Genomic DNA, 12,725 nt, shown 5'->3' on the forward strand with positions numbered 1-12,725 from the left:
AATTGCCCGTCGGCCCTTGTCATCCGGCCCCCGGGTCTGATGAGCTGTGGCCTGGGACACAACGGACACCCTGGGAAAGGGAGATGTCGTGAGCAACGAAAGCCTGGCCAACCTTCTGAAGGAGGAGCGACGCTTCGCGCCGCCCGCTGACCTGGCCGCGAACGCCAACGTCACGGCCGAGGCGTACGAACAGGCCAAGGCTGACAGGCTCGGCTTCTGGGCCGAGCAGGCCCGCCGGCTGACCTGGGCCAAGGAGCCGACCGAGACCCTGGACTGGTCGAACCCGCCGTTCGCCAAGTGGTTCAAGGACGGCACGCTCAACGTGGCGTACAACTGCGTGGACCGGCATGTCGAGGCCGGACACGGGGACCGCGTCGCGATCCACTTCGAGGGCGAGCCCGGCGACAGCCGCGCCATCACCTACGCCGAACTCAAGGACGAGGTGTCCAGGGCGGCGAACGCGCTGCTCGAACTGGGGGTCCAGAAGGGCGACCGGGTCGCGATCTACATGCCGATGATCCCGGAGACCGCCGTCGCGATGCTGGCCTGCGCCCGCATCGGTGCGGCGCACTCCGTCGTCTTCGGCGGTTTCTCCTCGGACGCGCTCGCCACCCGGATCCAGGACGCCGACGCCAAGGTCGTGATCACGGCCGACGGCGGCTACCGCCGCGGCAAGCCGTCCGCGCTCAAGCCGGCCGTCGACGAGGCGGTCGGGCGCGTGGACAGCGTCCGCAACGTGCTCGTGGTCCGCCGCACCGGCCAGGAGGTCGCCTGGGACGACAGCCGCGACCTGTGGTGGCACGAGACGGTCGGCCGGCAGTCCGCCGAGCACACCCCGGAGGCGTTCGAGGCCGAGCACCCGCTGTTCATCCTCTACACCTCGGGCACCACCGGGAAGCCGAAGGGCATCCTGCACACGTCCGGCGGTTACCTCACGCAGGTCGCGTACACGCACTGGGCCGTCTTCGACCTGAAGCCGGAGACGGACGTGTACTGGTGCACCGCCGACGTCGGCTGGGTCACCGGCCACTCGTACATCGTCTACGGACCGCTGGCCAACGGCGGTACGCAGGTCATGTACGAGGGCACGCCCGACACGCCGCACCAGGGCCGGTTCTGGGAGATCGTGCAGAAGTACGGGGTCACGATCCTGTACACGGCGCCGACCGCGATCCGCACGTTCATGAAGTGGGGCGACGACATCCCCGCGAAGTTCGACCTGTCCTCCCTGCGGGTGCTCGGCTCGGTCGGCGAGCCGATCAACCCCGAGGCCTGGATCTGGTACCGCAAGAACATCGGCGGCGACCGGACCCCGGTCGTCGACACCTGGTGGCAGACGGAGACCGGCGGCATCATGATCTCCCCGCTGCCGGGCGTGACCGACGCCAAGCCCGGCTCCGCGCAGCGCCCGCTGCCCGGCATCAGCGCGACGGTCGTCGACGACGAGGCGAACGAGGTGCCCGACGGCGGCGGTGGCTACCTGGTGCTCACCGAGCCGTGGCCGTCGATGCTGCGCACCATCTGGGGCGACGACCAGCGCTTCCTCGACACCTACTGGTCCCGCTTCGAGGGCCGCTACTTCGCCGGTGACGGCGCCAAGAAGGACGACGACGGCGACATCTGGCTGCTCGGCCGCGTGGACGACGTGATGCTGGTGTCCGGCCACAACATCTCCACCACCGAGGTCGAGTCCGCGCTCGTCTCCCACCCCTCGGTCGCCGAGGCGGCGGTCGTCGGCGCGGCGGACGAGACGACGGGGCAGGCGATCGTGGCCTTCGTCATCCTGCGCGGGACGGCTGCCGAGAGCGACGACCTGGTCAGCGAGCTGCGCAACCACGTGGGCAGCACGCTCGGCCCGATCGCGAAGCCGAAGCGGATCCTGCCGGTGGCCGAGCTGCCGAAGACCCGCTCCGGCAAGATCATGCGTCGTCTGCTGCGCGACGTGGCGGAGAACCGGCAGCTCGGAGACGTCACGACCCTGACGGACTCCACGGTCATGGACCTCATCCAGACCAAGCTCCCGGCGGCGCCCAGCGAGGACTGACGCGAGGACCGGCTCGGGGCCGGTTCCAGGACTGGGAAGAGCGCGAGAGGGCACCCGGCGCGAGCGACGCCGGGCGCCCTCTCGCGCGTTCCGTGTCTCACCCGGGGACGTCCGAGGAAGCCCCCGGGCGCCCGCCTCGTACCCCTTCCCGTCGCACGTTAGGTAAACTAAGCAAAGCAACAGTTACGCAGCAAGATCATCAGGTGCGCCGGGAAGTCTGGTCGGCATGTGCTCAGCTCTGCCCACCGACCGGAGGTTCCCGTGGCCACCCCCCGTTCCCGCGCCGCTCGCAAGGCCCTCGGGCGTCTGTCCCTGCCGGAGCGCAACTTCGTCGCGGACGCCCTGCGCACCGAGACCGTGGGCGGTGTCCTGCTGCTGCTCGCCGCGATCACCGCGATCGTCTGGGCGAACATCCCCGCCCTGCGCGCCGGCTACGAGAGCCTCAGCCACTTCCGCTTCGGCCCCTCCGCCCTCGGCCTCGACCTCTCCGTCGAGCACTGGGCCGCCGACGGGCTCCTCGCGGTCTTCTTCTTCGTCGCCGGCATCGAACTCAAGCGAGAACTGGTCGCGGGCGACCTGAGAGATCCCAGAGCCGCCGCCCTGCCGGTCGTCGCCGCGCTGTGCGGCATGGCGGCCCCGGCGGCGGTGTACGCCCTCACCAACCTCACCGGCGCCGGTTCCCTCGGCGGCTGGGCGGTGCCGACCGCCACCGACATCGCCTTCGCGCTGGCCGTGCTCGCGGTCATCGGCACGAACCTGCCCAGCGCGCTGCGCGCCTTCCTGCTCACCCTCGCCGTCGTCGACGACCTGTTCGCCATCCTGATCATCGCGGTCTTCTTCACCGACCACCTGAACTTCGCCGCCCTGGCCGGAGCCCTCGTGGGCCTGGCCGTGTTCTGGCTGCTGCTGCGCAAGGGCGTACGCGGCTGGTACGTGTACGTGCCGCTCGCGCTCGTCATCTGGGGGCTGATGTACAACAGCGGCGTGCACGCCACCATCGCGGGCGTCGCGATGGGCCTGATGCTGCGCTGCACGACCCGCGAGGGCGAGGAGCACTCGCCCGGCGAGCACATCGAGCACCTGGTACGGCCGCTCTCGGCCGGGCTGGCCGTCCCGCTGTTCGCGCTGTTCAGCGCGGGCGTCTCCGTCTCCGGCGGGGCACTGGCCGACGTGTTCACCCGGCCCGAGACGCTCGGTGTCGTGCTCGGTCTGGTCGTCGGCAAGACGCTCGGCATCTTCGGCGGGACGTGGCTCACCTCCCGGTTCACCAGGGCCTCGCTCAGCGACGACCTGGCCTGGGCCGACGTCTTCGCCCTCGCCACCCTCGCCGGGATCGGTTTCACCGTCTCCCTGCTCATCGGCGAACTGGCCTTCACCGGCGACGCGGCGCTGACCGACGAGGTCAAGGCCGCCGTCCTCACCGGCTCGGTCGTCGCGGCGACACTCGCGACCGTGCTGCTCAAGCTCCGCAACGCCCGGTACCGCAGGATGTGCGAGGCCGAGGAGCGCGACGACGACCTCGACGGCATCCCGGACGTCTACGAGGAGGACGACCCCGCCTACCACCTGCGCATGGCGGCCATCCTCGAACGCAAGGCCGTCGAACACCGCCGGATCGCCGCCCGCAAAGAGGCCGAACGGGCAGGGCGGCTTGCGGAAGTGGAGGGCGGGGCAGGCGAGCAGAACGACAGTCCGGCATGATCTGACGGGACGGTACAAAACCCCGGACCGTTCCGGAACGCAGAGTCAGGCAGAAGAGGGAGACCGCGATGAGCGCACCCGACGGCAGCCCGGTCGGCGCCGAACGCAGCATCGGCCAGCTGTTCGCCTCGGCGACGGCGGAGATGTCGGCGCTGGTGCATGACGAGATCGCGTTGGCGAAGGCGCAGCTGAAGCAGGACGTCAAGCGCGGCGCGGTGAGCGGCGGCGCGTTCTCGGTGGCCGGCGCGGTTCTGCTCTTCTCGCTGCCGATGCTCAACTTCGCGCTCGCGTACGGCATCCGGACCTGGAGCCACTGGAACCTCGCGATCTGCTTCGTGCTCTCCTTCGCCGCCAACGTCCTGGTCGCCGGGTTCCTCGGGCTGATCGGCGTCGTCTTCGCCAAGAAGGCCAAGAAGAGCAAGGGCCCGCAGAAGGTGGCCGCCTCCATGAAGCAGACCGCCGGTGTGCTCCAGAACGCCAAGCCCCACCAGCGCCCGGAGACCTCCGCTCTGGAGGACCGGACCCCGCCGGCCATCGAAGCTGTGGCACGCTCGTCCTCATGACGGACCCCGCCACCCCTTCGGCGCAATCGACCTCGGTCGTACGGATCGGCATCCCCGGCGACCGCGAGGTGACACACCGGGACGTCGCCGCCAACGGCGCGCGTTTCCACATCGCCGAAGCGGGTGACGGACCACTGGTGCTCCTGCTGCACGGCTTCCCGCAGTTCTGGTGGGCCTGGCGGCACCAGCTCACCGCGCTCGCCGACGCGGGCTTCAGGGCCGTCGCGATGGACCTGCGCGGCGTGGGCGGCAGCGACCGCACACCGCGCGGCTACGACCCCGCCAATCTCGCCCTGGACATCACCGGGGTGATCCGCTCCCTCGGCGAGCCCGACGCGGCGCTGGTCGGCCACGACCTGGGCGGCTACCTGGCCTGGACGGCGGCGGCGATGCGGCCCAAGCTCGTCCGGCGCCTCGCCGTCGCCTCGATGCCCCATCCGCGGCGCTGGCGTTCGGCGATGCTGTCCGACGCCCGGCAGACCGCGGCGAGTTCCTACATCTGGGGCTTCCAGCGGCCGTGGATCCCCGAGCGGCAGCTCACGGCCGACGACGGCGCGCTGGTGGCCCGTCTCGTACGGGACTGGTCGGGACCGCGGCTGCCGGACGAGGACGTGGTGGACACCTACCGCAGGGCCATGTGCATCCCGTCGACGGCCCACTGCTCCGTCGAGCCGTACCGCTGGCTGGTGCGTTCCCTGGCCCGCCCGGACGGCATCCAGTTCTACCGCCGGATGAAGCGCCCGGTGCTCGTCCCCACGCTGCACCTGCACGGCTCCCTGGACCCGGTGCAGCGCACCCGCAGCGCGGCCGGTTCCGGCGAGTACGTGGAGGCGCCGTACCGCTGGCGGCTGTTCGACGGCCTCGGGCACTTCCCGCACGAGGAGGACCCGGTGGCCTTCTCGACCGAGCTGATCAACTGGCTGAAGGATCCCGAGCCCGACCGGTGACCGGTCCCGCTCGCTGCGTGACCGGTCCGTCACGGTTCCGGTGCGCCCGGTATCCGAACGTGAACACCTGTCCAACGAACGGCCAATTGCCCGGCGCATAGGCCAATTGAGGCGCCCGCGGGCGGTTATCGACCTTTGGACGGGGCAAACGTCGGGGTATGGGCTGGACGCACGACTACAGTGACGTAGCACGCACCCGCCGTTCGGCGAGCGTTCCGGGCTCCCTCCACGGGGAGACCCCGCAACTGACGGACACGGACCCCAGGGTCGGCATTCCGCGCATCCTGCGCCGCCGGGCCCGCTGGGTCTCGGTGCGCCTGCGGCATCCACGCGGCTGACCCGTCGCCGGGTCCGTCTTGGCGTCTGATTCGCACCTCTCCGGGACCTGCCACCGGGCTCCGCCCGGCGACCGGGGCCGGCCTCACATCGCGCAGCGGTCGCTGTCCACCTGCTGGTTCGCCGTGCGCCCCTTGGCGATGTCCTGCTGGATCTCGTGCGCCGTGAGCGCGTAGCCCGTGTCGGCGTCGTCGAGGGACTTCGCGAACACCACCCCGTAGACCCTGCCGTCGGTGGTGAGCAGCGGGCCGCCGGAGTTGCCCTGGCGGACCGTCGCGTAGAGCGAGTAGACGTCCCGGCGGACGGTGCCGCGGTGGTAGATGTCCGGGCCGTTGGCGGTGATGCGCCCGCGCACCCGCGCGGCGCGGACGTCGTACGACCCGTTCTCCGGGAAGCCGGCGACGATCGCGCCGTCCTGGTTGTGCGCGACCGTGTCGGAGAAGTGCAGCACGGGCGCCTTCAGGTCCGGTACGTCGAGGACGGCGATGTCGCGGTGCCAGTCGTAGAGCACCACCTTCGCGTCGTACTTGCGGCCCTCGCCGCCTATCTGCACGGTGGGTTCGTCGACGCCGCCGACGACGTGCGCGTTGGTCATGACGCGGCGTTCGGCGAAGACGAAGCCGCTGCCCTCCAGTATCTTGCCGCAGCTGGTCGCGGTGCCGACGACCTTGACGACGGAGCGCTTGGCGCTGTGGGCGACCGCGCTGTGCCGCAGGGCCGGGTCGGGGGGCCGTACGTCGGTGATGGGCTCGTCGGCGAACGGGCTGAAGACCTGCGGGAAGCCGTTCTGCGCGAGGACCGAGGTGAAGTCCGTGAACCAGGTGTCCGCCTGCTGGGGCATCACCTGGGAGACCCCGAGCAGCACCCGGGAGTTGCGGACCTCCTTGCCGAGGGTCGGTATCGTCGTGCCGCCCAGGGCCGAGCCGATCAGCCAGGCGACGAGCAGCATCGCGAGGACGTTGACCAGGGCGCCGCCGGTCGCGTCCAGCGCCCGGGCCGGGGACCAGGTGATGTGCACCCGCACCTTGTTGCCGAGGTGGGTGGTCAGCGCCTGGCCGACCGAGGCGCAGACGATGACGACGATGACCGCGACGACGGCCGTGGTGGTGCTGATGGGCGAGTTGTCCGTCAGGGCGTCCCAGATGACCGGGAGCGTGTACACGGCGACCACGCCGCCGCCCAGGAAGCCGATCACCGACAGGATGCCGACGACGAATCCCTGGCGGTACCCGACGACCGCGAACCACACGGCGGCGACCAGCAGCAGGATGTCCAGCACGTTCACCGCGTCGAGCCTCGCCTCATCGTCTTCCGGTCACCACAGTCACAGGTCACAGGTCGGCCGGGGTCGTCCGGCCGGCCGCGCGGCGGCCCCAGGACACGGCGTCCTGGGGGTCCCGGCCCGAACGGCACCCGCCCACCCTGTCATGACCGCCAGTCGAGCGGGACCTGCTTGTCGCGGTCCCACGGCGTCTCCCAGCCCGCGTAGTGGAGCAGACGGTCGATGATTCCGGCCGTGAAGCCCCACACGAGGGTCGATTCGACCAGGAATGCCGGGCCCCGGTGGCCGCTGGGGTGCACGGTCGTGGCCCGGTTGGCGGGGTTGGTGAGATCCGCCACGGGGACCGTGAAGACGCGGGCGGTCTCCGCCGGGTCGACGACGCCCACGGGGCTGGGTTCGCGCCACCAGCCGAGCACGGGCGTCACGACGAAGCCGCTGACGGGGATGTAGAGGCGGGGCAGCACGCCGAACAACTGGACGCCGTCCGGGTCGAGTCCGGTCTCCTCCTCGGCCTCGCGCAGCGCGGCCCGCAGCGGGCCCTCGCCGTGCGGGTCGCCGTCCTCGGGGTCGAGCGCGCCGCCGGGGAAGGACGGCTGCCCGGCGTGCGAGCGCAGCGAACTCGCCCGTTCCATGAGCAGCAGTTCGGGTCCGCGCTCGCCCTCCCCGAAGAGGACGAGGACGGCGGACTGGCGTCCCGCGCCGTCCTCGGGGGGCAGGAAGCGGCTCAGTTGCACGGGCTGGACCGTCTCGACGACCCGCACGACCGGTTCCAGCCAGGGGGGTAGTCCCTCCGTGCTCAGCGCCACCGGGCCGCCCTGCGGCCGGGCCGCCCGGATTCCGTGCGCCGCCTCGCTCGCCCTCGTCATCGCCACCCCGTCCCCGGTCCCGCACCCGTCCCTCGGCCCGCACCCGCGGCCGTACCAGGACCTGTGCCCGCGTCCGTACCTGCCTCCGTGCCCGTGTCGCCGTCCGTGCGCGTGCCCTTCCTCGCCGTCGTCCTGCCGTGTCCAACGCCCGAGGGCACCGGGATCGTTCCGCCGGTCATCGCCCGGCCAGGGGCGGTGCCGGCTTGCCGCCCGCCTCCAGGTACGCCTGCGGCGGATTGAGGCGCTGGCCCGGGAAGCCGCCCTTCTCGTACTTCAGCAGCTTCCTCGCCTTCTCCGGGTCGGTCTCCCCCTCCCCGTACGCCGGGCAGAGCGGGGCGATCGGGCAGGCGCCGCAGGCGGGCTTGCGGGCGTGGCAGATACGGCGGCCGTGGAAGATGACGTGGTGCGAGAGCATGGTCCACTCGCTGCGGGGGAAGAGCGCGCCGACAGCCGCCTCGATCTTGTCGGGGTCGGTCTCCTCGGTCCACCGCCAGCGCCGCACCAGCCGCTGGAAGTGGGTGTCGACGGTGATGCCCGGCCGGCCGAAGGCGTTGCCGAGCACGACGAAGGCGGTCTTGCGGCCGACGCCGGGCAGCTTCACCAGGTCCTCCAGGCGGCCCGGGACCTCGCCGCCGAACTCCTCCACCAGCGCCTTGGACAGGCCCATGACGGACTTGGTCTTGGCCCGGAAGAAACCGGTGGGGCGCAGGATCTCCTCGACCTCCTCCGGGACGGCGGCCGCCAGGTCCTCGGGGGTGGGGTACTTGGCGAACAGGCCGGGGGTCGTCTGGTTGACCCGGAGGTCGGTGGTCTGGGCGGACAGGACCGTGGCGACCAGCAGCTGGAAGGGGTTCTCGAAGTCCAGTTCGGGGTGGGCGTACGGGTACACCTCGGCCAGTTCGCGGTTGATGCGGCGGGCCCGGCGCACCAGGGCGGTGCGGGACTCGCCCTTCGGCGGCCCGGGGGCGACGGTCTTCACGGGGGACGCCTTGCGCACGGCCGCGGTGGCCTTCTCCGGGGCGGCGGTCACCTTCTTGGGGGGCGCGGCCTTCTGGACGGCGGCGGGCTTCCCTGCGGGGGTGCCCTTCGTGCCGCCCGCGGCCTTCGCGGAGGTCTTCTTCGCGCTCCTTTTCGCGCCGGCGGCGCCGACGGCGGACCTCTTCGCGCCGGCCGCCCTCCTCGCCGGTTTCGACGGCGCCTTCCGCGCCGCTTCCGCCGCGTTCCCACCGCCGTCGGGCTCCTGTTCGCCCACAGCGGAATCCTTACGTACAACCACCCGCCCAGCCCCCTAGGCCTGTGCTCTCACCGGCGATTCGGACACCCGGCCAGCCTACGGCCCGGCACCGACATCCGCCCCGGGCCCCGAAGATCGGCGCCCGATTGGACCCCTGCCGCGTACCCCGGGACACCTGTACGGCATCCTTGTGACAGATCACACTGTTTGGACCGTCCGGCAAAATGGGGAACACGGTCCCCTGGCGACGGGGGAGCAAGATCCCCTGAGCAGGTCGACAAGGAGAGAACTCGTGGACGACGTTCTGCGGCGCAATCCGCTCTTCGCGGCGCTCGACGACGAGCAGGCCGCGGAGCTTCGCGCCTCCATGACGGAGGTGACTCTCGCCCGTGGCGACTCGTTGTTCCACGAGGGCGACCCGGGCGACCGCCTCTACGTGGTCACCGAGGGCAAGGTCAAGCTGCACCGCACGTCCCCCGACGGCCGCGAGAACATGCTGGCCGTCGTGGGCCCCGGTGAGCTGATCGGTGAGCTGTCGCTGTTCGACCCGGGCCCGCGCACCGCCACCGCGACGGCGCTGACCGAGGTCAAGCTGCTCGCCCTGGGCCACGGCGACCTCCAGCCCTGGCTGAACGTACGGCCGGAGGTGGCCGGCGCCCTGCTGCGCGCCGTCGCCCGCCGCCTGCGCAAGACCAACGACCAGATGTCCGACCTGGTCTTCTCCGACGTGCCGGGCCGTGTCGCCCGCGCCCTGCTGGACCTGTCCCGCCGCTTCGGGGTGCAGTCCGAGGAGGGCATCCACGTGGTGCACGACCTGACGCAGGAGGAGCTGGCCCAGCTGGTCGGCGCGTCCCGCGAGACGGTCAACAAGGCCCTGGCCGACTTCGCCCAGCGCGGCTGGCTCCGCCTGGAGGCGCGTGCGGTCATCCTGCTCGACGTGGAGCGGCTGGCCAAGAGGTCGCGCTGAGCAGACCGGGGCCGCGAGCCGCCCCGGGCAAGGGCCTCACCCCGCAGGGGCACATCGCGCGCGAAGGGTCTCTCGCGTGCGTGCCCGCCGTGTTCCGTCCCGTCGTCGAGGCGGCCCGCCACCGGCTGCCCCGCCTCTACGGGCCGCGGTTGCACAGCGCGTACCTCTACGGCTCGATCCCCCGCGGCACCGCGCGCGCGGGCCGCAGCGACCTGGACCTGCTGGTCGCACTGCACGACGAGCCGAGCGACACCGACCGGCAGGAGGCGCGGGCCCTCGGCGCGGCCCTCGATCAGGAGTTCCCGCAGATCGACGGCGTCGGCACGCTCCTCCACGGCCGGGAGCGGCTGCTGAGCGACCTGGAGCGCCACGACCTGGGCTGGTTCGTCGCCTGCCTGTGCACGCCGCTGCTCGGGGACGATCTCGCCGCCCGTCTGCCCCGCTACCGGCCGGACGACCCGCTGCTCGCCCGCGAGACCAACGGGGACCTGGCCCTGATCCTGCCCCGGTGGCGGGAACGGATCGCCGCGGCCGGGGAAACCGAGGAGGCCCGCAGGCCCCTGGTCCGGTTCATGTCCCGCCACCTCGTCCGGACCGGCTTCACGCTGGTGATGGGCCGCTGGCAGGGCTGGACCAGCGACCTGCACGAGATGGCCGCCGCCTTCGGGACGTACTACCCGGCGCGGGCCGCGCAGATGACCGCGGCGGCCGTGCGCGGGTACGAGCCCGTCGGTGACCTCGCCCTGCTGCGCGCCTACGCCGACGACCTCGGCCCCTGGCTCGCCGGGGAGTACGCGCGCGTGCACGGCGTCAAGGCACCCCGCCCCTGAGCCGGCCCCGAGCCAGGAGCCGGGCCCGCTCCGGAGGAGCCGGCGCCGGATGAGCCAGTGCCGGGAGGGGAGCCGCGTCCGCCGAGCGGGCCTAGATGAGCCCGTGCTCCTCCAGGTAGTCGAGCTGGGCCCGTACCGACAGCTCGGCCGCCGGCCACAGGGAGCGGTCCACGTCGGCGTACACGTGCGCGACGACGTCGGCCGGGCGGCGGTGGCCGTCCTCGACGGCCGTCTCGACCTGGGCCAGCCGGTGGGCGCGGTGCGCCAGGTAGTACTCGACCGCGCCCTGGGCGTCCTCCAGGACCGGGCCGTGGCCCGGCAGGACCGTGTGCACCCCGTCGTCGACCGTGAGGGACCGCAGACGCCGCAGCGAGTCCAGGTAGTCGCCGAGCCGGCCGTCGGGGTGGGCCACGACCGTCGTACCGCGGCCCAGGACGGTGTCACCGGTGAGCACCGCCCGGTCGGCCGGGAGGTGGAAGCACAGGGAGTCCGCGGTGTGGCCGGGCGTCGGTACGACCCTCAGCTCCAGGCCGCCGACCCGGATCACCTCCCCTGCCCCGAGACCCTCGTCGCCCAGCCGCAGGGCCGGATCCAGCGCGCGCACGCGCGTGCCGGTCAGCTCGGCGAAGCGGGCGGCGCCCTCCGCGTGGTCGGGGTGCCCGTGGGTCAGCAGGGTCAGGGCGATGCGCTTGCCCGCCTCCTCTGCGGTGCCGACGACGGTGCGCAGGTGGCCCTCGTCGAGAGGGCCCGGGTCGACCACCACCGCCAGTTCCGAGTCGGGCTCGGAGAGGATCCAGGTGTTGGTGCCGTCCAGGGTCATCGCGGAGGCGTTGGGCGCGAGGACGTTGACCGCCCGTGGGGTGGCGGGACCGGACAGGACACCGCCGCGGGGCCGGCCGGGGAGCGCTGCTGCGTCCGTCATGCGAGGGGACCTTCCTGGGCGTCGGCCGTACGGAGCCGGAGGCGGGGGCCGGGACCCGGCCCGGGGCACGGACAGGACGCGCACCGGGGCCGCGGGCGCGACGGGCGCCGGAGCCGGAGGCCGGACGCGGGCCGGGGCCTGGGCGCGGTCATGCGGACGCCGCCCCGCCGACCGGGATGCGCAAGGTGAACTCGTCGTGGCCCGGCCAGGACAGGACGACCTCGCCGTCCACCGGGCGGGCCCGCGCGAGCACGGGGGTCAGGTCCCGCTCCCCCGCCGCCTTCAGCACCTGCGCGGGGCTGCCGAAGGGAAGGAGCTGACGCAGGGTGGCGACGGTCGGCGGCATCATCAGCAGCTCGCCCTCGTCGTATCCGGAGAGCGCGTCCGCAGGCCGGATCCACACCGTGCGGTCGGCCTCCGTGGAGGCGTTGCGGGTCCGCTGCCCCTCCGGGAGGGCGGCCACGAAGAACCACGTGTCGTAGCGGCGGGGTTCGAACTCGGGCGTGATCCACCGCGTCCAGGCGCCCAGCAGGTCCGAGCGCAGGGTCAGGCCGCGGCGGTCGAGGAACTCGGCGAAGGAGAGTTCCCGCGCGACCAGGGCGGCGCGGTCGGTCTCCCAGTCGGCGCCCGTGGTGTCACCGACGACCGAGTCGGGGCCCGGCCCGGCGAGCAGGACGCCCGCCTCCTCGTACGTCTCGCGGACGGCCGCGCAGACGATCGCCTGGGCCGCCGCGTCGTCCACACCGAGCCGGCCGGCCCACCACGCGCGCGTGGGACCCGCCCAGCGCACCTGCTGGTCGTCGTCGCGCGGGTCGACACCACCGCCCGGATACGCGTACGCGCCTCCGGCGAAGGCCATGGAGGCGCGTCTGCGCAGCATGTGCACGGCGGGGCCGGTACCGGTGTCCCGCAGGAGCATGACGGTGGCCGCACGCCTGGGCGCGACCGGGGTGAGGGTGCCGTCCGCGAGCGCGCGGACGCGGTCCGGCCAGTCCGGGGGGAACCACTGCCCATTCGCCATGGCCGGAGGCTA

Annotated in this window: 12 protein-coding genes; 7 read left to right on the forward strand and 5 right to left on the reverse strand. The window is 72.5% G+C overall.

Going from position 1 to position 12,725, the window contains the following annotated elements; translation table 11 throughout:
• The first annotated feature begins 88 nt into the window (after positions 1 to 88).
• The 5 genes from acs to IG64_RS41810 all read left to right on the forward strand — a co-directional run bounded on the left by acs (position 89) and on the right by IG64_RS41810 (position 5,593).
• A complete protein-coding gene (gene acs / locus IG64_RS00500; RefSeq protein ID WP_037850578.1) occupies positions 89 to 2,044 on the forward strand; it encodes an acetate--CoA ligase in 1,956 nt (651 codons plus the stop codon).
• 261 nt (positions 2,045 to 2,305) lie between these two features.
• Complete coding sequence (gene nhaA / locus IG64_RS00505) at positions 2,306 to 3,745, forward strand: Na+/H+ antiporter NhaA (protein ID WP_037850579.1); 1,440 nt, start codon at positions 2,306 to 2,308, stop codon at positions 3,743 to 3,745.
• A gap of 68 nt (positions 3,746 to 3,813) precedes the next feature.
• Positions 3,814 to 4,308 (forward strand): phage holin family protein, encoded by a 495-nt coding sequence (locus tag IG64_RS00510; RefSeq protein ID WP_037850580.1) that lies wholly within the window; start codon positions 3,814 to 3,816, stop codon positions 4,306 to 4,308.
• On the forward strand, positions 4,305 to 5,255 hold the full coding sequence (locus IG64_RS00515; protein ID WP_037850581.1) for an alpha/beta fold hydrolase: 951 nt from the start codon (positions 4,305 to 4,307) through the stop codon (positions 5,253 to 5,255). Before IG64_RS00510 ends, IG64_RS00515 begins: the two co-directional genes overlap by 4 nt.
• Before the next feature lie 158 nt (positions 5,256 to 5,413).
• Complete coding sequence (locus tag IG64_RS41810) at positions 5,414 to 5,593, forward strand: hypothetical protein (RefSeq protein WP_078883684.1); 180 nt, start codon at positions 5,414 to 5,416, stop codon at positions 5,591 to 5,593.
• Positions 5,594 to 5,676: 83 nt separating this feature from the next.
• Here the strand turns inward: IG64_RS41810 and IG64_RS00520 are convergent, their stop codons facing one another.
• From IG64_RS00520 to nth, 3 genes are all read right to left on the reverse strand, one after another.
• A complete protein-coding gene (locus tag IG64_RS00520) occupies positions 5,677 to 6,876 on the reverse strand; it encodes a MarP family serine protease (RefSeq protein ID WP_037850582.1) in 1,200 nt (399 codons plus the stop codon).
• 140 nt (positions 6,877 to 7,016) lie between these two features.
• Positions 7,017 to 7,739, reverse strand: a complete 723-nt coding sequence (locus IG64_RS00525; protein WP_037850583.1) for an NUDIX hydrolase — start codon at positions 7,737 to 7,739, stop codon at positions 7,017 to 7,019.
• Positions 7,740 to 7,914: 175 nt separating this feature from the next.
• Complete coding sequence (nth, locus tag IG64_RS00530; protein ID WP_051812187.1) at positions 7,915 to 8,991, reverse strand: endonuclease III; 1,077 nt, start codon at positions 8,989 to 8,991, stop codon at positions 7,915 to 7,917.
• Positions 8,992 to 9,265: 274 nt separating this feature from the next.
• On the opposite strand from nth, the gene IG64_RS00535 reads away from it, so the two are divergent.
• Positions 9,266 to 9,940, forward strand: coding sequence for a Crp/Fnr family transcriptional regulator (locus IG64_RS00535; RefSeq protein WP_009189818.1), 675 nt, complete (start codon positions 9,266 to 9,268; stop codon positions 9,938 to 9,940).
• Positions 9,941 to 10,020: 80 nt separating this feature from the next.
• Positions 10,021 to 10,770, forward strand: a complete 750-nt coding sequence (locus tag IG64_RS00540; protein WP_037850584.1) for a nucleotidyltransferase domain-containing protein — start codon at positions 10,021 to 10,023, stop codon at positions 10,768 to 10,770.
• Positions 10,771 to 10,861: 91 nt separating this feature from the next.
• Here the strand turns inward: IG64_RS00540 and IG64_RS00545 are convergent, their stop codons facing one another.
• Complete coding sequence (locus tag IG64_RS00545) at positions 10,862 to 11,692, reverse strand: MBL fold metallo-hydrolase (RefSeq protein ID WP_037850586.1); 831 nt, start codon at positions 11,690 to 11,692, stop codon at positions 10,862 to 10,864.
• 148 nt (positions 11,693 to 11,840) lie between these two features.
• Positions 11,841 to 12,713: an NUDIX hydrolase gene (locus IG64_RS00550; RefSeq protein WP_037850588.1), complete on the reverse strand. Its 873-nt coding sequence runs from the start codon at positions 12,711 to 12,713 to the stop codon at positions 11,841 to 11,843.
• Positions 12,714 to 12,725: the final 12 nt, after the last annotated feature.

This window comes from Streptomyces sp. NRRL S-340 (genome assembly GCF_000720185.1).
Classification (GTDB): Bacteria; Actinomycetota; Actinomycetes; order Streptomycetales; family Streptomycetaceae; genus Streptomyces.

Excerpts from the sequence above, each read along its gene's own strand:
- IG64_RS00510 (WP_037850580.1), top strand. The coding sequence starts at position 3,814 with ATGAGCGCACCCGACGGCAGCCCGGTCGGCGCCGAACGCAGCATCGGC.
- IG64_RS00515 (WP_037850581.1), top strand. The coding sequence starts at position 4,305 with ATGACGGACCCCGCCACCCCTTCGGCGCAATCGACCTCGGTCGTACGG.
- IG64_RS41810 (WP_078883684.1), top strand. The coding sequence starts at position 5,414 with ATGGGCTGGACGCACGACTACAGTGACGTAGCACGCACCCGCCGTTCG.
- IG64_RS00525 (WP_037850583.1), bottom strand. The coding sequence starts at position 7,739 with ATGACGAGGGCGAGCGAGGCGGCGCACGGAATCCGGGCGGCCCGGCCG.
- IG64_RS00545 (WP_037850586.1), bottom strand. The coding sequence starts at position 11,692 with ATGACGGACGCAGCAGCGCTCCCCGGCCGGCCCCGCGGCGGTGTCCTG.
- IG64_RS00550 (WP_037850588.1), bottom strand. The coding sequence starts at position 12,713 with ATGGCGAATGGGCAGTGGTTCCCCCCGGACTGGCCGGACCGCGTCCGC.